Source organism: Roseateles sp. (assembly GCF_052436255.1).
Taxonomy (GTDB): domain Bacteria; phylum Pseudomonadota; class Gammaproteobacteria; order Burkholderiales; family Burkholderiaceae_C; genus Pelomonas.
This window is the reverse complement of record NZ_JBQVNP010000091.1, coordinates 1-21,310: the sequence shown is the minus strand read 5'-3', so window position 1 is coordinate 21,310 and position 21,310 is coordinate 1. Positions and strand designations below refer to the sequence as shown.

The 21,310-nt window shown below is 68.4% G+C and carries 17 protein-coding genes; 10 read left to right on the top strand and 7 right to left on the bottom strand.

The window, feature by feature from the left end; translation table 11 throughout:
• On the top strand, positions 1–4,569 hold a 4,569-nt coding region (locus tag ACT6S0_RS18360), incomplete at its 5' end, for a HAMP domain-containing protein (protein ID WP_444765235.1).
• A gap of 5 nt (positions 4,570–4,574) precedes the next feature.
• A complete protein-coding gene (locus ACT6S0_RS18355) occupies positions 4,575–7,046 on the top strand; it encodes a response regulator (RefSeq protein WP_444765234.1) in 2,472 nt (823 codons plus the stop codon).
• A 41-nt stretch (positions 7,047–7,087) separates the two neighbouring features.
• Here the strand turns inward: ACT6S0_RS18355 and ACT6S0_RS18350 are convergent, their stop codons facing one another.
• The 5 genes from ACT6S0_RS18350 to ACT6S0_RS18330 all read right to left on the bottom strand — a co-directional run bounded on the left by ACT6S0_RS18350 (position 7,088) and on the right by ACT6S0_RS18330 (position 11,147).
• Complete coding sequence (locus ACT6S0_RS18350) at positions 7,088–7,474, bottom strand: hypothetical protein (protein WP_444765233.1); 387 nt, start codon at positions 7,472–7,474, stop codon at positions 7,088–7,090.
• 120 nt (positions 7,475–7,594) lie between these two features.
• A complete protein-coding gene (locus ACT6S0_RS18345) occupies positions 7,595–8,053 on the bottom strand; it encodes a D-Ala-D-Ala carboxypeptidase family metallohydrolase (RefSeq protein WP_444765232.1) in 459 nt (152 codons plus the stop codon).
• An 8-nt stretch (positions 8,054–8,061) separates the two neighbouring features.
• Positions 8,062–9,153 carry a hypothetical protein gene (locus ACT6S0_RS18340; RefSeq protein WP_444765231.1) on the bottom strand — a complete coding sequence of 364 codons (1,092 nt, stop codon included), beginning with the start codon at positions 9,151–9,153 and terminating at the stop codon, positions 8,062–8,064.
• 119 nt (positions 9,154–9,272) lie between these two features.
• On the bottom strand, positions 9,273–10,088 hold the full coding sequence (locus ACT6S0_RS18335; RefSeq protein ID WP_444765230.1) for an EAL domain-containing protein: 816 nt from the start codon (positions 10,086–10,088) through the stop codon (positions 9,273–9,275).
• 72 nt (positions 10,089–10,160) lie between these two features.
• The gene (locus tag ACT6S0_RS18330; protein ID WP_444765229.1) at positions 10,161–11,147 is read right to left on the bottom strand and encodes a MerR family transcriptional regulator; all 987 of its coding nucleotides are present in this window, start codon (positions 11,145–11,147) and stop codon (positions 10,161–10,163) included.
• Positions 11,148–11,260: 113 nt separating this feature from the next.
• Here ACT6S0_RS18330 and ACT6S0_RS18325 point away from each other — a divergent pair, with 113 nt between their 5' ends.
• The 3 genes from ACT6S0_RS18325 to ACT6S0_RS18315 all read left to right on the top strand — a co-directional run bounded on the left by ACT6S0_RS18325 (position 11,261) and on the right by ACT6S0_RS18315 (position 14,040).
• The gene (locus ACT6S0_RS18325) at positions 11,261–12,247 is read left to right on the top strand and encodes an NAD(P)/FAD-dependent oxidoreductase (RefSeq protein WP_444765228.1); all 987 of its coding nucleotides are present in this window, start codon (positions 11,261–11,263) and stop codon (positions 12,245–12,247) included.
• Positions 12,248–12,320: 73 nt separating this feature from the next.
• Positions 12,321–12,488, top strand: a complete 168-nt coding sequence (locus tag ACT6S0_RS18320) for a DUF2256 domain-containing protein (RefSeq protein WP_444765227.1) — start codon at positions 12,321–12,323, stop codon at positions 12,486–12,488.
• Positions 12,481–14,040, top strand: a complete 1,560-nt coding sequence (locus tag ACT6S0_RS18315; protein ID WP_444765226.1) for a cryptochrome/photolyase family protein — start codon at positions 12,481–12,483, stop codon at positions 14,038–14,040. Before ACT6S0_RS18320 ends, ACT6S0_RS18315 begins: the two co-directional genes overlap by 8 nt.
• A gap of 126 nt (positions 14,041–14,166) precedes the next feature.
• Here the strand turns inward: ACT6S0_RS18315 and ACT6S0_RS18310 are convergent, their stop codons facing one another.
• Together ACT6S0_RS18310 and tsaE are read right to left on the bottom strand one after the other, a co-directional pair.
• Positions 14,167–15,525 carry an N-acetylmuramoyl-L-alanine amidase gene (locus tag ACT6S0_RS18310; protein ID WP_444765225.1) on the bottom strand — a complete coding sequence of 453 codons (1,359 nt, stop codon included), beginning with the start codon at positions 15,523–15,525 and terminating at the stop codon, positions 14,167–14,169.
• Positions 15,522–15,992, bottom strand: coding sequence for a tRNA (adenosine(37)-N6)-threonylcarbamoyltransferase complex ATPase subunit type 1 TsaE (gene tsaE / locus ACT6S0_RS18305; RefSeq protein WP_444765224.1), 471 nt, complete (start codon positions 15,990–15,992; stop codon positions 15,522–15,524). Before tsaE ends, ACT6S0_RS18310 begins: the two co-directional genes overlap by 4 nt.
• Between tsaE and queG the strand changes: the two genes are divergently transcribed.
• The 5 genes from queG to ACT6S0_RS18280 all read left to right on the top strand — a co-directional run.
• A complete protein-coding gene (queG, locus tag ACT6S0_RS18300) occupies positions 15,993–17,129 on the top strand; it encodes a tRNA epoxyqueuosine(34) reductase QueG (protein WP_444765223.1) in 1,137 nt (378 codons plus the stop codon).
• Positions 17,126–17,737 (top strand): chalcone isomerase family protein, encoded by a 612-nt coding sequence (locus tag ACT6S0_RS18295; protein ID WP_444765222.1) that lies wholly within the window; start codon positions 17,126–17,128, stop codon positions 17,735–17,737. The genes queG and ACT6S0_RS18295 overlap by 4 nt, the downstream gene beginning before the upstream one ends.
• Positions 17,738–17,770: 33 nt before the next feature.
• Positions 17,771–18,745 (top strand): tripartite tricarboxylate transporter substrate binding protein BugE, encoded by a 975-nt coding sequence (locus ACT6S0_RS18290; protein ID WP_444765221.1) that lies wholly within the window; start codon positions 17,771–17,773, stop codon positions 18,743–18,745.
• A gap of 162 nt (positions 18,746–18,907) precedes the next feature.
• Entirely contained in the window at positions 18,908–19,795 is an 888-nt protein-coding gene (gene xerD / locus ACT6S0_RS18285; protein ID WP_444765220.1) for a site-specific tyrosine recombinase XerD, read from the top strand.
• 145 nt (positions 19,796–19,940) lie between these two features.
• A partial coding sequence (locus ACT6S0_RS18280; RefSeq protein WP_444765219.1) for a TonB-dependent receptor plug domain-containing protein occupies positions 19,941–21,310 on the top strand: 1,370 nt, incomplete at its 3' end.

Here is a 21,310-nt window from a genome sequence, read left to right as displayed (position 1 = left end):
GCGATGGCGACCAACCTGACCGGCCAGGTGCGCAACATTGCCGAGGTGACGACGGCCGTGGCCAATGGCGACCTGTCCAAGAAGATCACCGTTGACGTGCGCGGCGAGATCCTGGAGCTCAAGGACACCATCAACACGATGGTCGACCAGCTCAACGCCTTCGCCGGTGAAGTCACGCGTGTGGCGCGCGAGGTCGGCACCGAAGGCAAGCTCGGCGGCCAGGCCCAGGTGCCCGGCGTAGCCGGCACCTGGAAGGACCTGACCGACAACGTCAACTCGATGGCGTCCAACTTGACCGGCCAGGTGCGCAACATCGCCGACGTGACGATTGCGGTGGCCAACGGCGACCTGTCCAAGAAGATCACCGTGGACGTGCGCGGCGAGATCCTGCAGCTCAAGGAAACCATCAACACCATGGTGGACCAGCTGCGCGCCTTCGCCTCCGAAGTGACGCGCGTGGCGCGTGAGGTCGGCACCGAGGGCAAGCTCGGCGGCCAGGCGGCGGTGCCAGGTGTTGCCGGCGTGTGGAAGGACCTGACCGACAACGTCAACTCGATGGCGTCCAACCTGACCAACCAGGTGCGCAACATCGCCGACGTGGCCACGGCCATCGCCCGCGGCGACCTCAGACGCAAGATCACCGTGGACGTGCAGGGCGAGATCCTGGAGCTCAAGCAGACCATGAACACCATGGTCGAGCAGCTCGGCGCCTTCGCCTCCGAAGTCAGCCGCGTGGCGCGCGAGGTGGGCACCGAGGGCAAGCTCGGCGGCCAGGCCCAGGTGCCCGGCGTGGCGGGTACCTGGAAGGACCTGACCGACAACGTCAACTCGATGGCGTCCAACCTGACCGGCCAGGTGCGCAACATCGCCGACGTGACGATCGCGGTGGCCAACGGCGACCTGTCCAAGAAGATCACCGTGGACGTGCGCGGCGAGATCCTGCAGCTCAAGGAAACCATCAACACCATGGTGGAGCAGCTGCGCTCCTTCGCGTCCGAGGTCACGCGCGTGGCGCGCGAGGTCGGCACCGAAGGCCGCCTGGGCGTGCAGGCCGTGGTGCCCGGCGTGGCCGGCACCTGGAAGGACCTGACCGACTCGGTCAACACCATGGGCGCCAACCTGACGGCCCAGGTGCGCAACATCGCCGAGGTGACCACGGCCGTGGCGCGCGGTGACCTGAACCGCAAGATCACGGTGGACGTCAGCGGCGAAATCCTGGAGCTGAAGAACACCATCAACACCATGGTCGACCAGCTCAACGCCTTTGCCGGCGAAGTCACGCGCGTGGCGCGCGAGGTCGGCACCGAGGGCAAGCTGGGCGGGCAGGCCCAGGTGGCCGGCGTCGGCGGCACCTGGAAGGACCTGACGGACAACGTCAACTTCATGGCCTCCAACCTGACCGAGCAGGTGCGCGGCATCGTCAAGGTCGTGACCGCCGTGGCCAACGGCAACCTCACGCAGCGCCTGACCGTGCAGGCCAAGGGCGAGGTGGCGGCGCTGGCCGACACCATCAACAACATGACCGACACGCTGGCCACCTTCGCCGAGCAGGTGACCAATGTGGCCCGCGAGGTCGGCGTGGACGGGCGCCTGGGCGGCCAGGCCCATGTGCCCGGTGCTGCGGGCACCTGGAAGGACCTGACCGGCAACGTCAACCTGCTGGCCGCCAACCTGACGACCCAGGTGCGCGCCATCGCCGAGGTGGCCACGGCCGTGACCAAGGGCGACCTGACGCGCGCCATCCAGGTGGAGGCCAAGGGCGAGGTGTCCGAGCTCAAGGACAACATCAACACGATGATTTCCAACCTGCGCGAGACCACCGAGCGCAACCGCGAGCAGGACTGGCTCAAGACCAATCTGGCGCGCTTCACCGGCATGCTGCAGGGCCAGCGCGAGCTGCAGACCGTCAGCCAGATGCTGCTGACCGAGCTGGCGCCCCTGGTGCAGGCCCATCAGGGCACCATCTATCACCTGGTGGGGGCCGAGGCCGACGAGCAGCCGCGGCTGCGTCTGCTGGCCAGCTATGCGCAGTCGGGCGCCGTGCGCCTGGCGCCGACCATCGAGCTGGGCGAAGGCCTGGTGGGCCAATGTGCGCTGGACAAGCGCAGCACCCTGTTGGCCGACATCGCGTCCGACTTCGTTGCCATCTCGTCGAGCCTGGGTTCGGCGCCGCGCGTCAGCGTCATCGTGCTGCCGGTGCTGTTCGAGGGCGAGACCAAGGCCGTTATCGAACTGGCCACGCTGCAGTCCTTCAGCGGCGGCTCGCTGGCCTTCCTGGAGCTGCTGACGCAGAGCATCGGCGCGGTCTTCAACACCATCGAGGCGACCATGCGCACCGAGTCGCTGCTGGCGCAGTCGCAGCAGCTGACGGTGGAACTGCAGTCGCGCCAGAGCGAGCTGCAGGAGACCAACGAGCAGCTCGGCACCAAGGCGCGCCTGCTGGCCGAGCAGAACGAGGAAGTCGAGCGCAAGAACACCGAGGTCGAACAGGCCCGCCACGCGCTGGAGGACAAGGCGGCCGAGCTGGCGCTGACGTCCAAGTACAAGTCGGAGTTCCTGGCCAACATGTCGCATGAGCTGCGCACGCCGCTGAACTCCATCCTGATCCTGAGCCAGCAGCTGGCCAGCAACAACGAGGGCAATCTGTCGACCAAGCAGGTCGAGTTCTCGCGCAACATCAACTCCTCGGGCTCGGACCTGCTGCACCTGATCAACGACATCCTGGACCTGTCCAAGATCGAGTCCGGCACGGTGACGGTGGACATCGAGGACATCCCCTTCGCCTCGCTGCGCGACAGCATCGACCGCAACTTCCGCCATGTCGCCGAGGCCAAGAGCCTGCCGTTGCGCCTGACCTTCGCCGACGACCTGCCGCGCAGCATGGAGAGCGATGCCAAGCGCCTGCAGCAAATCCTGAAGAACCTGCTGTCCAACGCCGTCAAGTTCACGGCCCAGGGCCATGTCGAGCTGCGCGTCAGCCTGGCCCAGGGTGGCTGGAGCAGCGAGCACCCGGTGCTGTCGAAGTCGCCCCAGGTGCTGGCGTTTGCGGTGGAGGACACCGGCATCGGCGTGGCGCCCGAGAAGCAGCGCCTGATCTTCGAGGCCTTCCAGCAGGCCGATGCCGGCACCTCGCGCAAATACGGTGGCACCGGTCTGGGCCTGGCCATCAGCCGCGAGCTGGCGGCGCTGCTGGGCGGCGAGATCCGCCTGACCAGCGTGCCGGGCCATGGCAGCACCTTCACGCTCTACCTTCCCCTGCATTTCTCGGGTGGCGAAAGCGCCCCGATGCCGCTGCCCGAACAAGGCCGCGCGCCGATGGCGCCCCAGCGCAGCAGCCTGCCGATGGTGCGTGAGACCCAGGTGGCCGACGACCGGGACAACATCGAGGAAGGCGACTCGGTGCTGCTCATCGTCGAGGACGACCCCCACTACGCCCGCATCGTGCTGGGCCTGGCGCGGGATCGCGGCTTCAAGGGACTGGTTGCGCTCAAGGGCAGCCTGGGGCTGGAGCTGGCGCGGCGCTTCAGGCCCACCGCCGTGTCGCTGGACATCTTCCTGCCCGACATGCTCGGGTGGACGGTGCTCAACCAGCTCAAGCTCGATCCGCTGACGCGGCACATCCCCGTGCAGATCGTCAGCGTCGCCGAGGAAGACCGTAACCACGGCCTGGCCCACGGCGCCTTCTCCTATGTGGTCAAGGCGCCCACCAGCGACGGCATGGAGGCGGCGCTGGACCGCATCCGCGACTTCGCCGCGCCGCGCACCCGCCGCCTGCTCGTCATCGAGGACGACGACATCGAGCGCCAGGCCATCGTCGAGCTGCTCGGCCATGACGACATCGAGATGAAGGCCGTCGGCACCGGCGCCGAGGCGATGCAGGTGCTGCGCGAGGAGCGCTTCGACTGCATCGTGCTGGACCTGCGGCTGCCCGATGTCAGCGGCTTCGGCCTGCTCGAACAGCTGCACGGCGACCCGACGCTGGCGGCCGTGCCGGTCGTCGTCTTCACCGGCAAGGACCTGTCCGAGCCTGAGCAGAAGCAGCTGCGCACGCTGGCCAAGAGCGTCGTGCTCAAGGACGTGCAAAGCCCCGAGCGGCTGCTCGACGAGACGGCGCTGTTCCTGCACCGCGTGGTGACCGAGCTGCCGCAGGACAAGCAGGACATCCTGCAGAAGCTGCACGGCGCTTCCGAGATGCTGCGCGGGCGCCGCGTGCTGGTGGTGGACGACGACGCGCGCAACATCTTCGCGCTGACCACCTTGCTGGAGAATCAGGACATGCAGGTGCTGACCGCCACCAGCGGCCGCGCTGCCATCGACATCATCCAGCGCACCGCCGACCTCGACCTCGTGCTGATGGACATCATGATGCCGGACATGGACGGCTACGAGACCATGAAGGAAATCCGCTCGCATGTTGAGTTCCGCAACCTGCCCATCCTGGCCCTCACGGCCAAGGCGATGAAGGGTGACCGCGAGAAGTGCCTGGAGGCGGGCGCCAGCGACTACATCTCCAAGCCCGTCAACACGGCGCAGCTGCTGTCGCTGATGCGCGTCTGGCTGTACCGGTAATGACGATGACGATGCCGACGACCGACGTCCAGGCGCTGGAAGCGGGCCAGGAGGAGCTCACCAACATCCTGATCGTCGACGACGAGCCGGCCAACCTGCTCGTGCTGGAAAGCGTGCTGACCGACCCGAGCTACCGCATCGTGCGGGCGCTGTCGGCCGACCAGGCGCTGCTGGCGCTGATGGGTCAGGAGTTCGCGGTCATGGTGCTGGACATCCAGTTGCCCGACATGAACGGCATCGAGTTGGCCCAGATGATCAAGGAGCGCAAACGCAACGCCCACCTGCCCATCATCTTCCTGACTGCCTATTTCGATCAGGACCAGTACCGCCTGCAGGGCTATGGCTCAGGCGCGGTGGACTACCTGCACAAGCCGGTAAACCCGGCGGTGCTGCGCTCCAAGGTGGCCGTGTTCGCCGAGCTGGACCGCAAGAGCCGCGAGCTGCAGCGCGCCAACCTCGCACTGCTGGCCGAAGTCGAGGAGCGTCGGCGCGCCGAGGAGCGCTTGCGCGAGCTCAACGAGACGCTGGAGCGGCGTGTCTCGGACCGCACCGAGGCGCTGTTGACCGCCGACCGCCGCCTCAAGGCCATGATGAGCAGCATCACCGACGGGCTGCTGCTGGTCGAGCCTGATGGCCGCATCGGCTATGTCAACGAGCAGGGCGCACGCTTGCTCGGCCTCAGCGAGGCCGAGCTGATCGGGCAGCGCCGCACTGACGTGTTTGGCGAGGAGGACTTCGAGACTGGTTTCGACAGCTCGGGCGCGGGCGACCAGGCGTTCTCGTTCGAAGCCGTGGCGCCCGGCGCGGCCGGGCGCTGGCTGCAATGCCATTGCTATCCGTCGCCCGAAGGCTTGTCCGTCTATTTCCACGACATCACCGACCGCCACGAACTGCAGCTGCGCCGCGAGCAACTGCTGGCCGCCGAGCAGGCCGCGCGCAGCGCTGCCGACCATGCCGCGCGCGCCAAGGAGGAATTCGTCGCCGCCATCAGCCACGAGCTGCGCACGCCGCTGGCCGCGATCATCGGCTGGGTCAATGTGCTGACGCATCCGGGCGTGCAACCGGGCATGCTGGAGCGGGGCATCCAGGCCATCGCGCGCAATGCCCAGGCTCAGGCGGTGCTCGTCGATGACCTGCTGGAGATGAGCCGCATCGCCGCGGGCAAGCAGCTGATGAACGTCGAGCGGGTGGATATCAACGGCATCGTCATGGGCGCGGTCGAGAACGCACGTCCGACGGCGCAGTCGCGCCAGCTCGAGCTGCTGCTGCGCCTGGCGCCCGAGGCGGCCGAGGTCTTCGGCGATTCGCGCCGGCTCACCCAGATCGTCATGAACCTCGTCACCAATGCAATGAAGTTCACTTCGGTCGGCGGCACTGTCACCTTGTCGACGGCGGTGCAGGGGCCGGTCGTCGAGCTGGAAGTCAGCGACACCGGCCAGGGCATCGAGCCGGACTTCCTGCCCCGCCTGTTTGACCGTTTCAGCCAGGCCGACGGCAGCGCCACCAGCATGCATGGTGGCCTGGGGCTGGGGCTGGCGATCGTCAAGAACCTGGTCGAGCTGCACGGTGGTGCGGTGTCGGCCGACAGCGCCGGCGCGGGTCGGGGCGCCGTGTTCAGGGTGCGCCTGCCGCGCGCCGGCCATTCCCATCCCCGCTTGTCCGGCGTGGATGCCGATGGCGGGGGGATCGAGCCGGTCATCGACGGCGTGCGGGTGCTGCTGGTCGACGACCATGCAGATGTGCTCGAAGCCCATGCCCGGCTGCTGTCGGAGCGCGGCGCCGATGCGGTCACGGCCGAATCGGCCGAAGCGGCCATCATGCTGCTGCGCGAGCAGCGCTTTGACGTGCTGCTCAGCGACCTGGGCATGCCCGGCATGGGAGGCTATGACCTGATCCGCTACGTGCGCCGGGAAATGCAGCTTGGTCCCGAGGTTCTGGCAGCGGCCGCCGTGACCGCCTATGTGCGGGCGACGGACCGTGACGCAGCGCTCGAAGCCGGCTTCCAGCGCTGCCTGCCCAAGGCCGTGTCGCCGCGCGTGCTGGCCCGCACAGTGGCGGAGCTGGCCGCTTCCCGGCGGTCCGCGCCGCTTCGGGGCGAGCCGCCGGCGGAGCTGCCGCTGCGCGCCCTCTTCATCGAGGACAACGCCGATCTGCGCGAGCAGATCACCTTTTTGCTCGAAGAACTGGGGCTGGAGGTGGAGGCCTGTGCCACCGCTGAGGACGCACTGGTGACCTACGCACCGGGCAAGTTCGACCTCGTCATGACCGATGTCAGCCTGCCCAAGATGTCCGGCGTGGAGCTGGCTCGCGCCATCCTGCGGCAGCAGCCCGACGCCTGGCTGCTGTTTTCGTCGGGCTATGCGATGGGGGACGACCTGTCGACCTTCGGCCCGAACGTGCGGGCGCTGCTCAAGCCGTTTGAATTCCCCGACCTGGAAGCGCTGCTGGACGAGATCCGCGCGCAGCTGCGGCAATAGCGCGCCAATGCAAACGCCCTCCGCAAGGAGGGCGTTGACGCTCAGTGACTGCGGCGAGGGCCGTGGTCGCGGTCGCTGTCCCAGCGATGGTCGTCGCGGTCACGGCGCCCGTGGCCGCGGTCCCCGTGCCGGTGACCATCGTGGCGGTCCCAGCGACGGTCGCCGCGGTAGGACGTCTGGTAGACCACCCGCGGCGCCGGTACGTAGACATGGCGATGCACGTGGTGGTGGCGGGGCGCGTGGTAGACGACCGGTGGCGGTGCGTAGTAGACCGGTGCCGGTTCGATGTAGTAGCGCGAGCCGTTGGAGACGACGACACCGGCGGCCGGCACATTGATGCCGATGGACCATTGGGTGCCGGCTTGTGCGGCGGGAGCGCCGAGCAGCGCGGCGCCGGTGAGCAGGGCGGCAAGGAAGGAACGAAGCATGAGGGGCCTCCTACACAGCCAGGAATCTGGCCTGGGACGCCATGACAACGTGGGCAGCCGGGCGCCGTTGACGGGCCCTGCCACCCAGACGTAAGCGGGTGTGATCCTGGAGTCGCCCGACTAGGCCGTCTTGATCAGCACGATGCCCTTGACATAGCCCTGGGCCGCACTCGCGATGCTCAACGCCTGCCGGCGCATCGTCGGCGCGAACGACAGGTGAGTCCAGCGGCCGTATTCGTGGATCAGCTGGTCGAACAACAGCCCGCTGTCCGCGAGCTTGCGGCACACCTCATAGGGTGGGCCGAAGTCGGGGCAAACGAAATCGACCGCCCACCCCTGGGTATGGGCGCTGCTGTTGACGCCTCCGACGGCCTGGTTGACCGCAGGCCCGCGATAGCCGCTGTTGATGCGGATGGAGCGGCCACCCAGCAGTTCGCGCACCGCCTCCATCAGCTCGGCCGTTCTTTGCAGGCGCGCCTGGATCTCGGCAGGCGGCGTATTGTCGAGCCGGTACTTCTGGGCGGTGTCGGAGCGGATGAATTCCGCCAGCGAGAAATGGGTGCTGAGCTGGGTGGTCATGGCGGGCCTCACTTGCCGTCCGTCGCGGAGCCCGGCTTCGGCCCGGTGCCGCGCAGGTTGGTCAGCTTCTGCAACAGGTCAAACCAGAACGGGGCGCCGAGCATGCCGGCCAGCGCGGTCACCATCCAGCCCAGCCATCCCTGGCGCACGCGCTCCAGCGTCGGCATGTCGGCTGCGGCGGAGGCGCCTGGCACGGTGCGCGTCAGCAGGTCGCGCGCCTTGACCCACTGGTCGACGGACTGGCGGTAGCGGGCCTCGGCGTCCACGCCCGAGACGGGGGCCGAGGCGGTGGCGACCGGCGCCTCCTTTTGCGCGGCCATGTACTGCTCGGCCTGCGCCGTCAGCTGGCCACGCAGCGCCGGGTCGGCATAGAGCTGCTGCGCCAGCGCGATGGCGTCGATGTTGAAGCTCGCCGCCAGTCCCAGCCCGAGCAGGAAGGTCAGCAGCTGGCTGAAGCGCTTGTACTCGCCGCTGAGCCGGTTCATGGCGTTGGCGTACCAGCGGTCGATGCCGGCGCGCAGCGCGTTCCAGTCGCCGCGGGCGTCCAGCAGCGCGCCTTCGAGGGCGGTGCGCACGGGCCCTGGCGGCAGCAGCGCGACGCGTTCGGTCACGGCAGCGATGCTGGCCTCGGGCTTGTCGCGCAGCAGCGTGTGCAGCAAGGCGCTGGTGAAGTGGCCGTCGGGCACATAGGACGGGCTGCTCTTGCCGGAGGCGCCGGCGACCAGCGGGTGGCAGAACACATCGAAGAAGCGCACCGGGTCGAGCGGGCGATGATCGCCGTCGGCGAGCGTGGCTTCATGGCGCTCGGGGGCGTCGACGTCCACGGCATCGGCGAGCAGCACGGCCGGTGCGGCGGCGGCGGCCGGCGCGGCAGTTGTGCGGCCGGCCCACAGCGCGACGGCGCGGTCGATCAGGCCGAAGCCGCCGCGCTGCACCGGCGTGTCGGGGTCGTCGATCAGCCGCGCCAGCGCCACCCGGAGCGCACGGCCGCGCAGCTTCAGCGTGGCCGAAATCGCCTCCAGCGACGCCGAAAGAAAGAGCGAGAACAGCATGAACACGAAGATCACGCCGATGGCGACACTCAGGATCACGCTCGTCATCGCCTGCCTTTCGACCGTTGGGTCTGAAGCGGGCGATTCTTGTCAGGGGTGCGGACTTGGCATCCTCAAGGCTGCGGACTTCGCGGCCTTGACGCCGGTGCCAAGCTGCGCTTGAGCGCTCAGTCGCTGGCGGGTGCGGCGGGCCAGCCGATGGCGTCGGCCGTCACGTGGGCGCGGAACATTGGCCGCCCAAACAGATAGCCCTGCATCAGCGTCACGCCCTCGACGAGGAAGAAGTCGCGCTCGCTCGCCGTCTCCACGCCCTCGGCGACGACCTGGATGTCCAGCTCCTGGCAGATGCGCACCATGCCGCGCGCGATGGCCTGACGCGATGTGCTGGCATCCACGCCGCGCACCAAGGCCATGTCGAGCTTGATGATGTCGGGTTTGAAATCGGCCAGCAGCGTCAGGCCGGCATAGCCCGCCCCGAAGTCGTCGATGGCGGTCAGGAAGCCGCAGCGCTGGTACTCGCGCAGGATCGACGCCAGCCACGGACCGTCCTCGACACGTTCGCCCTCGGTCACCTCGAAGATGATGCGCTCGGTCGGAAAGCCATGCGTGCGCGCCGCCTCCAGCGTCGTGCGGATGCACACCTCGGGCTTGTAGACCGCGTTCGGCAGGAAATTGATCGAGATGCGTTCGGCCACGCCCAACTGCGCCGCTGTCTTGATGGCCTTGACGCGGCAGGCCTGGTCGAAGCGGTAGCGGTTGGCCTCATTGACCTGGGCCAGCACGGACATCGCCCCTTCGCCCTGGGGCCCACGCACCAGCGCCTCATGAGCAAAGACGCTGCGGTTGCCCACGTCGACGATGGGCTGGTAGGCGTAGTCGAACTGGAAACCCAGCCGGTCCCCGGCACCGCAGCCCCTGCAGTCGTCGGGCGATTCGCTGGCCAACGGAATGAAATCTGACGGCTGCGGCTGGTTGGTATTCATGTCGGTTTCTGCGGGGAGTCTGGGCGTTGCAGCCATCCTACCCACGCGTGCAGCCGAGGTGAGTGCGCCGCGTCATGGCGGCAGCAGCAGGCCCTCGTGTTGGGCGATGTGTTCCAGCGCCGATTCAAAACTCGCGCGACAGGTCGCAGTGACCCGCCTGAGGTGGGCGTGCAATGCCGCATCCGCCGGACTGCGGTGTTCACAGTCTGCGCTGTAGGCCTCGAAGTGGGACAGCTGCATCAGCAGCTCGGCCACATGGCGGGGGCATTCGCAGGCCATGGTCGATGACAGCCCGGCGATGTCGGCCAGCGCCGCGTCGTCCCAACGCCGTGCTGGCATGACGCCCGGCGAAGCGGTTTGCCTCGCGGGCTGCAGCGGTTGCGTCGCCAGGCCTTGCAGCCACTGCGCCACGGCGGCGTCGGGCTGCGGCTCGCGCAGCAGCTGCGTGCCTGCATCGGCCAGCGCTTCGCAGACCGCGTCGGCCGCATAGCGATAGAGCACCGCCTTGGGCAGGGCCGCGAATGCCGGGGCGGCGGCATCGAATGCGGCCTGCCAGCCGGCATGCAGCTGCGGCTGGTGGGCCAGCACGGCATCCGCCGCCGCGTTGCCCACGGCTTCAGCCGCCAGTGCGGCGTCATCGAAAGGACCGAGCAATTCCACCGCTGATCCCAGCCGGCGCAGCAGGGCCGGCCGTCGCAAGCGCGCACCCAGTGCCGCACCGATCACAACCAGCCGAAGGGGCTCGCGAGGTGGGCCGGCAACGGCTGCTGCACTCACCGGCTTTTGCGTGGCCGCCAGAGCATTCGCGTGCGTGGACGCCACCTGCTGCAGCTGCGCCATGTCCAGTGGCGCCAGGCTGCCAATGGCATGGCCCGAGTCGGTCAGCTGCTTGATCAGGGCCAGCCGGCGCACATCATCCGCCGAATAGAGGCGCTGGCCGCTTGCCGACAGCGCCGGCTGTGTCAGCGCATAGCGGCGCTCCCAGATGCGCAGCGTCGCCACGGGCATTCTCAACATGCGGGCCACGGCGCCGCTGCGGTGGAAGGTGGTTTCGGTCATGTGCTGGCAATGAATCGGGTTTGACGCTGATTATTGGACAAAAAAGAAGGGGAAAGTCGCAGGTGAACAGCGGTTGAATCAGTAATGAGTAGGATTCGTGCATGGTGAGTGGGATGGTTCGACGGATTGCTGTGATCGGTGCGGGCATTGCCGGCGCGACTTGCGCGCAGGCGTTGGTGCAGGCGGGCCACGCTGTCCATGTGTTCGACAAGGCCCGTGGGCCGGGCGGGCGCCTCGCCACCCGCCGGATGGCCTGGGTCGACGTCGACGGCCAGCCGTGCACGACGCGCCTGGACCACGGTGCGCTGGGCATGGCGGCGCAATCGGCGGCCTTCCAGGCTTTTGTCGAACGGGGTGTGCAAGCCGGCTGGCTGGCGGAGTGGTCGCCGCGCCTGGCCGTTGGCGACCCGCCGCTGGACCCCGGCACGCGTTTTCACGTGCCCGTGCCCGACATGCCGGAGCTTTGCCGCCGCCTGCTGCGGGGCGTGGCCGCTACGTGGCCCTGCGCCGTTGACGGCCTGCACTCAAATCCGCTTGGCTGGCAGGTCCAAGCGGGCGGTCAGCGCCAAGGGGCGCCTTTCGATCTGGTCGTGCTGGCGCTGCCGCCGGCCCAGGCGGCGGCGTTGCTGGCGCCACTGCAAAGCGAATGGGCCCGGCGCGCCGCGCTGGCGCCCATGCAGCCCTGCTGGACGCTGATGGGCGTTGCCGCCACTGCGGGCGCGGCGCCGCCCGGCTGGGACCTGGCCCGGCCGGCTGCAGGACCGCTGGCCTGGGTGATGCGCAGCGATGCCCGCCCTGGCCGGGCGCGCGTGCCGGGCCAGGCGCATTGGGTGGCCCATGCGCGCGCGGGCTGGAGTCGCCAGCACCTCGAACAAGCGCCCGACTGGGTGGCGCAGCAGCTGCGTGCCGCACTGGCCGAGCAAGTCGGCGGCCGGGTCGAATGGCTCCACAGCACCGTGCACCGCTGGCGCTATGCGCTGCCGCAGGCCCGCCGCGCCGAGCCGGCCGAATCGTTCTGGTGGGACGCCGGGCAGGGCCTGGGTGTCTGCGGCGATTTCCTCGGTGGCTGCGGCGTGGAGGGCGCCTGGCTGTCGGCCTAGTCTCTGTCCGCGGCGCTGCTGCGGCATGCCGGCGCGCCGCTGGCATCGGCCTGCTGTGAGGTGAGGCAGGACCGTGACGTCGGGCGGCACGCGCTTTCGCGGCAACAAGGCCGCCTTGCCGACCAAACCCTGCGTGGGCTGCGGTCTGGCAATGACCTGGCGGCGGCGCTGGGCCAGGAGCTGGGCCGAGGTGAAGTACTGCTCCGACGTCTGCCGGCGCAAGGGCCCGCCGCATGCCTGACATGCGTAACCTCGTCATCGTGCTGGGCGACCAGCTCGATCTCGACGCCTCGGGCTTCGACGGTTTTGACGCCGACAGCGACGCCGTCTGGATGGCCGAGGTGGCCGAGGAATCCACCCACGTCTGGTCCAGCAAGCCGCGCACGGCGCTTTTCCTGGCGGCCATGCGCCACTTCGCGCTGGCCTTGCAGCAGGCGCGGCGACCGCTGCACTACACGCGGCTGGGCGACGCCGGCAACCAGGGCACGCTGGCCGCGCAGCTGCAGGCCGACATCGCGCGGCTGCGGCCGGCCTGCCTGGTGATGACCGCCCCCGGTGACTGGCGTGTGCTGCAGGCCGTTAAGGCGGTGGCCGAGACGAGTGGGCTGCCGCTCGACATCCGCGAGGATCGGCACTTTCTCGTGACCGTGCGCGAGTTTTCTGCGTATGCCAAGGGCCGTAAATCGCTGCGCATGGAGTTCTTCTACCGCGAGCAGCGCCGACGTCATCAGGTGCTGATGGAGGACGGCAAGCCAATCGGCGGCCAGTGGAATTTCGATGCCGACAACCGCGCGACGTTCGGCCCCGCCGGGCCGGGCTTCGTACCAGCGCGCGCGGGCTTCGAGCCCGATGCCGTGACCCGCGAGGTGATCGCGCTGGTCAACGTGCGGTTTGCCGCGCACCCCGGCCGGCTGGACAGCTTCGCCTGGCCGGTGACGCGGGCCCAGGCGCTGGACGCCCTGGCCGCCTTCACCCGTGAGCGCCTGCCCAGCTTCGGGCGCTACCAGGACGCGATGTGGCCCGGCGATCCCTGGCTCTACCACTCGCATCTTTCTGCCGCCCTCAACCTGAAGTTGCTGAACCCGCGCGAGGTGGTCGCCGCGGCCGAGGCAGCCTGGCGCGATGGTCACGCGCCGCTGGCCAGCGTGGAGGGTTTCATCAGGCAGATCCTTGGCTGGCGCGAGTATGTGCGCGGCATCTACTGGACGCGCATGCCGCGCTATGCCGATGGCAATGCGCTCGACGCCCATGAAGAGCTGCCGGCCTGGTACTGGACGGCTGCCACCGACATGGCCTGCCTGCGCGACGCGCTGACCCAGACGCTGACGCATGGCTATGCCAACCACATCCAGCGGCTGATGGTGACCGGGCTGTACGCGCTGATGCTGGGCGTGCGGCCGCAGCAGGTGCATGCCTGGTATCTGGCCGTTTACGTCGACGCGGTGGAATGGGTGGAGCTGCCCAACACGCTGGGCATGAGCCAGTACGCCGATGGCGGCCTGATGGGCAGCAAGCCGTATGTCGCCACCGGCAAATACATCCAGCGCATGAGCCCGCACTGCAGGGGTTGTCGCTACGACCCCGCCGTGCGCAGCGGCGAGCACGCCTGCCCTTTCACGACGCTGTACTGGGACTTCCTGATGCGTCATGAGGCGCTGCTGGTCGGCAACCCGCGCATGGCGCTGCAGGTGAAGAACGTGGCGCGCCTGAGCCCGGCGGAGCGGCAGGTGGTGAGCGAGCGTGCGGCCGCCATCCGGCGCGGCGACGTTGGCGCGGCGGCCGCGCATGGCTGAGGCCTTCGAGCCGACGCCGGCCGCCGACCGCGCTCGCGCTCGCTGCCGTGCGGCCCGCCTATGCGGTGCCGTCACCGGCCTGGCGAGATGGGCGCCACGGTCCCCGAGGCCGCCGCAGACGGCCGCTCACAGAGTCCGGCTGCGCTTCCTCGCCATTGGCGGGTTCTTGCTGAAGTACCTGGCGATGCCCGACGCCAGGGCGTCGACCAGCTTGTCCTGGTAGTCCGGGTCGCGCAGCTTCTTCTCTTCGCCGGGATTGGAGATGAAGGCGGTCTCCACCAGGATGCTGGGGATGTCGGGCGCCTTCAGCACCGCGAAGCCGGCCTGCTCCACGCGGGGCTTGTGCAACTTGCCGATGCGGCCGATCTGGCCGAGCACCTCGTGGCCGAGCTTGAGGCTGTCCTTGATCTGCGCCGTCGTGCTCATGTCGAGCAGGGTGCGCAGCACGTTGGCGTCCTTGCTGGCCACGCCGACGTTGGCGCCGCCGACGATGTCGGCCGCGTTTTCGCGCTTGGCCATCCAGCGGGCGGCGGCACTGGTGGCGGCGCCGTCGCTGAGCACGAACACCGAGGCGCCGCGCGCCTGCGGCGTGAAGAAGGCGTCGGCGTGGATCGACACGAACAGGTCGGCCTGCACGCGCCGTGCCTTGCGCACGCGGTCCTGCAGGGGCACGAAGAAGTCGGCGTCGCGCGTCATGAGCACGCGGATGTTGGGGTTGGTCTGGAGGCGATCGCGCAGCTTCAGGGCCACCGCCAGCACGACATCCTTTTCCCTCAAGCCCGTGGGGCCGATGGCGCCAGGGTCCTCGCCGCCGTGGCCGGGGTCCAGGGCGATGACGATGAGCTGGTCCATCGCCCCGGCCGCGACCGAGGGACTCGTGGGCGGCGGCACGGGCTTGGATGCGGCCGCGGGCGGCGGCGCTGCGGCCACCGGGGGCAGGGCGGGGCGCTCGATCTTCTGGATCAGGTCCTCCAGCGCATCGTTGACCGCGCTGGCGGCGGCCTCGGCACGGCGTGCGGCGGCGGCCGGTCTGTCATGGGCCCGCGCCAAAGCGGTCAGCGGGTCGGCCTCGACCAGCGGATGCAGATCCAGCACCAGCCGGTGCTTGTAGGCGGCGACGGGCGCCAGCGTAAAGATCTGCGGCGCCAGCGCCTGCTTCAGGTCGAGCACGATGCGCACGACGGTGGGCGTGTTCTGGCCGACGCGCACGCCGGCGATATAGGGGTCGTCGGCCTTGACCTTGCCGATCAGACCGCGCAGGCCCGGGCTGAGTTGCAGGCCGTCGACGTCGATGACCAGCCGGTGCGGCGAGTCGATGAGGAAGTGCTTGGCAGCGAGCGGCCCGTCCGACTCGATGGTCACGCGGGTGTAGTCGGCCGCCGGCCAAACGCGCACCGCGACGATGTTGACCTTGCCGCCCGCTGCCAGCGTGATGGGCGCCTGCAGCAGCAGTGCCAGAGCGCCGAGGGAGGAGCGCCGCTTCATGCGGACAGCGCCCCGATGAGGTGCTCGGCGCCGACTGCGCGCACGCTGCGGCTGTCGTCGGGCAGCAGTTCGATGAAGAGCTGCAGGTCAGCGGGCGGCATCTGGCCGGCGGCCTTTTCGGGCCATTCACAGAGCTTCAGGCCCGGCGCGGCGAAGACGTCGCGCAAGCCGGCGTCCTCCCACTCGCGCGGGTCGCCGAAACGGTAGAAGTCGAAGTGGCTGGCCGTCACGCCAGCGTCGAGTTCATAGGTCTCCATGACGGCATAGCTCGGGCTCTTGATGCGGCCCTGCACGCCGAGCGCGCGCAGCAGCAGGCGCACGAACGTGGTCTTGCCGGCGCCGAGCGGGCCATGCAATTCGATGATGGCGTTGGGGGAGGGAAGCAGCGCCGCCGCAAGATGCTCGGCGGAGGCCCGGGCCGCAGCCTCGTCGGGCCACAGCAGATCGGTTTCTAGAATCGCAGACAAATGCAAGAGGTCCCGTCCACTGTCGATGCCAGCGCGCTGTTGGAGAGTTTGCGCGGCTGGGCGCGTGAGCTTGGATTCTCACAGATAGGCGTGGCCGACGTCGACCTGAGCAACGCCGAGCCCGGCCTGCGGGCCTGGCTGGACGCTGGCCACCATGGCCGCATGCAGTACATGGCCGCCCATGGCATGAAACGGGCGCGGCCGGCCGAGCTGGTACCGGGCACGCTGCGTGTCATCACGGCGCGCATGGACTACCTGCCGCAGGCAATCCCGCCAGGCTGGCAGGCCGTTGAATGGGCCGGCCTTGCCGACCCCGGGCAGGCGCAGATCTCCATCTATGCCCGCGGCCGCGACTATCACAAGGTGTTGCGCCAGCGCCTGCAAAAGCTGGCCGAGCGCCTATTCAACGAGGTCGGGCCGCGCGGCTACCGCGTCTTCACCGATTCGGCGCCGGTGCTGGAGGTGGAACTGGCGGCCCGGTCGGGCCTGGGCTGGCGTGGCAAGCACACCTTGACGCTGCATCGGGATGCCGGCTCGACCTTCTTCCTCGGCGAGATCTTCATCGACCTGGAACTGCCCCTGACCCAGGCGGTTAGCGCGCATTGCGGCGAATGCCGCGCCTGCATCGATGTCTGCCCGACGGCGGCCATCACGGCACCCTATCGCGTCGATGCGCGTCGCTGCATTTCCTATCTGACCATCGAGCACGATGGCGCGATTCCGGAAGATCTCCGCCCACTGCTGGGCAACCGCGTCTATGGCTGCGACGACTGCCAACTGGCCTGCCCGTGGAACAAGTTCGCGCAGCCGGCCATGCTGGCGGATTTCGATGTGCGGCCCGGCATGGCAGGCGCGCCGATTGCCCTGCTGCTCGATTGGGACGAGGGCGAGTTCCTGCGCCGTACCGAGGGTTCGGCCATCCGTCGCATCGGCTTTGCGCGCTGGCGGCGCAATCTGGCGGTGGCTGCCGGCAATGCGCTACGCATGCGTGACGACGCCGGCCTGCGCGCTGCGTTGCTGCGCGCAGGCCAGGGTGCCGATGCGCTGGTGGCCGAGCACGTTGCATGGGCCCTGTCCGCGCCCGCGGCGGCTGCCGCGTTATCTTCCGCATCGCCTTGCCCTGGAGCCACTGAATGAATTTGTCCGTTCGCCGCCCCTTGACTGCGCTGGCCGCCGTGGCCCTGGCGGCCGCTGCGTCGATGCCTGTTCAGGCCGCACGTTATGAGGGCCAGGAGTTTCCCGACAGCCTGGCGCTCGGCGGCAGCACTTTGGTGCTGAACGGCACCGGCAAGCGCCAGGTCGCCGTCTATTCGCTCTACCTGGCAGCGCTGTACCTGCCGCAGAAGGCGGCAACGCCGCAAGCGATCTATGCGCAGACCGGTCCCAAACGCCTGGAGTTGCGCATCGTCATTCCGCTGGTCAAGGATGTGTCGACCCAGGAGTTCGTCAAGGCCATCAACAAGGGCGTCAACCGCAATTCCAGCGACGCCGAGAAGGCGGCCGTGGCCGAGCGCGTCAAGCAGTTCAACGCTGCGATCACCGACGTGGGCCGCGTGAAAAAAGGCGACCTGCTCGTGATCGACTATCTGCCCGCCCAAGGCGGCACGGTGCTGTCCGTCAATGGCCGGGTCTGGGGCAAGCCCATCGAGGGCCAGGATTTCTACACGGCCTTCCTGAAGGTTTTTCTCGGCGATAAAAACAGTGACGCCAACCTGCGCGCCGGCTTGCTGGGCCAGGCGGGCTAGCATCGCCCCACCAACACCAAGGAGACCGACCTCATGCAACGCCGTTCCGTCCTGCAAGTCGCCGCCCTGTCGGGCCTCGGGCCATTGGCCTCGCAAGCCTGGGCCCAGGCCTATCCCACCAAGACCGTGCGCCTGATCGTGCCGTTCGCACCCGGCGGCACGACCGACATCATTGCGCGCATCGTGTCCGAGCGCATGTCGACCATCCTGGGCCAGACCATGGTGGTCGAGAACAAGGCGGGCGGCGGCGGCACGGTCGGTGCCAACGAGATTGCGCGTTCCGCACCCGATGGCTACACGCTGGGCGTGGCCACCGTGTCGACGACGGCGACCAACCCCGCCATCAATGCCAAGATCGCCTACAACCCGCTGACGGATTTCGTGCCCGTCATCAACATCGCCGCCACTCCCAACGTCATCGCGGTGCATCCGAGCTTCCCGGCCAGGGACTACAAGGGCTTCATCGCGGAACTGAAGAAGAATCCCGGCAAGCACAGCTATGCCTCGTCCGGCACGGGCGGCATCGGTCACCTGCAGACGGAGCTCTTCAAGACGCTGGCCGGCGTGTTCATGCTGCACATTCCCTACCGCGGCGCCGGCCCGGCGCTGAACGACACGGTGGCAGGGCAGGTGCCGGTGATCTTCGACAACCTGCCATCGGCCCTGCCCTTCATCAGGGACGGCCGCCTCATTCCCATCGTCATCGCCTCGCCGCAGCGGCTGGCTACCTTGCCCAATGTGCCGACGTTCAAGGAAGTCGGCCTGGAGCCCGTCAACCGCATGGCCTACTACGGCATCCAAGCACCCAAGGGCCTGCCGCGCGACATCGTCGACAAGATCAATGCGGCCGTGCGCAAGGCGGTCGAGATTCCGGAAGTAAAAAAGCGCATCGAGGAAACCGGTTCACTGATCGTGGCCAACACGCCCGAGCAGTTCGCCGCACAGATCGCAGCCGAGTTCGAGGTCTACAAGAAGGTCGTGGCGCAGCAGAAGCTGAAGCTTGATTGACGTGGAACCCCTCGCCCAGGTTCGCCGCGCTGGACGCGGGCGAATCTGGTCGGTCCCCCGAAGGGACGGCGATGCTCGCGGTGTTGAGCCGCTCGCACATCGCCAGACGGGCCGGCTTGGCGAACTGGAGCCCGACGCTCGGCCCGAAGACGGCGTGAGTCAATGAGCGGCAAAGCGGGCGACCCCGCAATCGAATCCTTTGTCGAGGCGCTCTGGCTGGAAGACGGCCTGAGCGCCAACACGCAGGCGGCCTACCGGCGCGACCTGGCGGCGCTGGCGCAATGGCTGGCGCCGGTCGCGCTGGACGCCTGCACCGAACTCAAGCTCTTCGAGTACGCGGCCGCCAAGCCGGCGGGCAAGGCCACCAGCGCCAACCGGCGGCTGTCGGTCTTCAAGCGCTATTTCCGCTGGGCGCTGCGCGAAGGCCGCATCAGTGCCGACCCAACCCTCAAGCTCAGCGCCGCACGCCAGCCGCTGCGGGTGCCCAAGCTGCTCAGCGAGGCTCAGGTCAGCGCCTTGCTCGATGCGCCCGACGTCAACACGCCGCTGGGCCTGCGCGACCGCGCGATGTTGGAGCTGATGTATGCCAGCGGCCTGCGCGTGTCGGAACTCGTCACGCTGAAAGGCGCCCATGTGGCTTTCAAGGACGGCGTGCTGCACGTCACCGGCAAGGGCAGCAAGGCCCGCCTGGTGCCCTTCGGCGAGCATGCGCGCGACTGGATGGCGCGCTACCTGCGTGAGGCGCGTGCCGAGATCCTGGCCGGGCAAAGTAGCGACGACCTCTTCGTCACGGCGCGCGGCGCCGGCATGACACGCCAGATGTTCTGGACCCTGATCAAGCGACACGCGCTGGCGGCGGGCATCACGGTGCCGCTGTCGCCGCATACCTTGCGCCATGCCTTCGCGACGCACCTGCTCAACCATGGTGCAGACCTGCGCGCCGTGCAGCTGCTGTTGGGGCACGCCGACCTGTCGACCACGCAGATCTACACCCATGTGGCGCGTGAGCGCCTCAAGGCCTTGCACGCCGAGCATCACCCGCGCGGCTAGCGGTTTTTTCGAACGGCTGCGTTGCAGGCGAGCTTCGTTCGTTTCGATGCTGCCAACCTGTGTGCGGGCCACAACACCGGCACGCGGCGGCCGTGTTGGCAGGGGCAAACTCACTCGCCATCACCTATTCCCACCCGGAGTCCTCATGCACGTCACCCGCCTGCTGCCGACCGCGCTCGCCGCGTTGACCCTTTTCACCGGCACTGCCGCCCTGGCCCAGGAAGCCAGCAGCCTTGAGCGCGTCACCGTCGTCGGCTCGCGCAAGAGCCTGCCCGCCGCGTCTGCCACCGACACGCTGGTGCCCGTCGACATCTACTCGATGGGCAAGGCGGCTGAAGGCGGTGGTCAATTCGATTTGGCGCAGACGCTGCAAAACCTTTCCCCGTCCTTCAACTCGACGCGCCAGACCGGCGCGGACGGTGCCGACCTGATCGACTCCGCCGCGCTGCGCGGCCTGGGCTCGGACCAGACACTGGTGCTGGTCAACGGCAAGCGCCGGCACACCGTGGCGCTGGTCAACCTGTTCGGCGCGCGCAATCGCGGCTCGACTGGTACGGATATGAACTCCCTGCCGCTGCTGGCCATCGACAACGTGCAGGTGCTGCGTGACGGTGCGGCGGCCCAGTACGGGTCCGATGCGATTGCCGGCGTCATCAATCTCCAGCTGAAGAAGAAGGCCGGCTGCGAGGCGGTCGCGGGTTATGGCCAGTACTCGGCTGGCGACGGCAAGAACTACCTGGCCTCGGCCTACTGCGGCATCAAGCTCGGTGACGGCAGGCTGGGCATCACGGGTGAATGGCAGGATCGGGGGCGCTCCAACCGGGCGGATTCGGGCAGCCTGCGCACCATCGGCGATACCAAGGTCGACAACCAGACGGTCTACCTCAATGGCGAGTTTCCCGGCGGCGGCGACAACAGGCTGTACGTGACGGCAGGTGCGCAGGATCGCGACGCCTCGTCGGCGGCCTGGGCGCGCGGCGGCGTTGGTTCTGACGACATCCCCAGCCGCAACTCCGCTGCGATGTACCCGGCCGGCTTCGTGCCCTTCATCGACGGCAAGGTCGAGGACCGCTACCTCATCGTCGGCTGGAAGGCGTCCATCGCGGGCTGGGATACCGACCTGTCGCAGACCTATGGCAGCAACAAGCTGCGCTACAACATCAACAACACGCTGAACGCCTCCATTGCCAACAAGGACTTGGCTGCCGGCGGCCCTGGCATCAGCCCGACGAGCTTCGACGCCGGCGGCTTCGGCTTCAGCCAGGCGACGACCAACTTTGATGTCAGCCGCTTCTTCCCTGACCTGCTCGGCGGCAGCAACATCGCCTTCGGTGCCGAGTACCGCAAGGAGAAGTACGACATCGTCGCCGGCGAGCCGGGCTCCTACAGCGACGTCGACGGCGTGGGTATCGGCGGCAATGCCGGCAGCCAGGGCTTCCCCGGCTTTCAGCCGTCCGACGCGACCAACCGCAGCCGCAACAGCCAGGCGCTGTACCTGGATTGGGAGGCCAATCT

What these genes read in the sequence shown, in the direction of transcription:
- ACT6S0_RS18345 (WP_444765232.1), bottom strand. Translation starts at nt 8,053, where the DNA reads ATGACCACCCAGCTCAGCACCCATTTCTCGCTGGCGGAATTCATCCGC.
- ACT6S0_RS18355 (WP_444765234.1), top strand. Translation starts at nt 4,575, where the DNA reads ATGACGATGCCGACGACCGACGTCCAGGCGCTGGAAGCGGGCCAGGAG.
- xerD (WP_444765220.1), top strand. Translation starts at nt 18,908, where the DNA reads ATGAGCGGCAAAGCGGGCGACCCCGCAATCGAATCCTTTGTCGAGGCG.
- ACT6S0_RS18290 (WP_444765221.1), top strand. Translation starts at nt 17,771, where the DNA reads ATGCAACGCCGTTCCGTCCTGCAAGTCGCCGCCCTGTCGGGCCTCGGG.
- ACT6S0_RS18325 (WP_444765228.1), top strand. Translation starts at nt 11,261, where the DNA reads ATGGTTCGACGGATTGCTGTGATCGGTGCGGGCATTGCCGGCGCGACT.
- ACT6S0_RS18310 (WP_444765225.1), bottom strand. Translation starts at nt 15,525, where the DNA reads ATGAAGCGGCGCTCCTCCCTCGGCGCTCTGGCACTGCTGCTGCAGGCG.
- ACT6S0_RS18315 (WP_444765226.1), top strand. Translation starts at nt 12,481, where the DNA reads ATGCCTGACATGCGTAACCTCGTCATCGTGCTGGGCGACCAGCTCGAT.
- queG (WP_444765223.1), top strand. Translation starts at nt 15,993, where the DNA reads ATGCAAGAGGTCCCGTCCACTGTCGATGCCAGCGCGCTGTTGGAGAGT.
- ACT6S0_RS18340 (WP_444765231.1), bottom strand. Translation starts at nt 9,153, where the DNA reads ATGACGAGCGTGATCCTGAGTGTCGCCATCGGCGTGATCTTCGTGTTC.
- ACT6S0_RS18350 (WP_444765233.1), bottom strand. Translation starts at nt 7,474, where the DNA reads ATGCTTCGTTCCTTCCTTGCCGCCCTGCTCACCGGCGCCGCGCTGCTC.
- ACT6S0_RS18330 (WP_444765229.1), bottom strand. Translation starts at nt 11,147, where the DNA reads ATGACCGAAACCACCTTCCACCGCAGCGGCGCCGTGGCCCGCATGTTG.
- ACT6S0_RS18335 (WP_444765230.1), bottom strand. Translation starts at nt 10,088, where the DNA reads ATGAATACCAACCAGCCGCAGCCGTCAGATTTCATTCCGTTGGCCAGC.
- ACT6S0_RS18295 (WP_444765222.1), top strand. Translation starts at nt 17,126, where the DNA reads ATGAATTTGTCCGTTCGCCGCCCCTTGACTGCGCTGGCCGCCGTGGCC.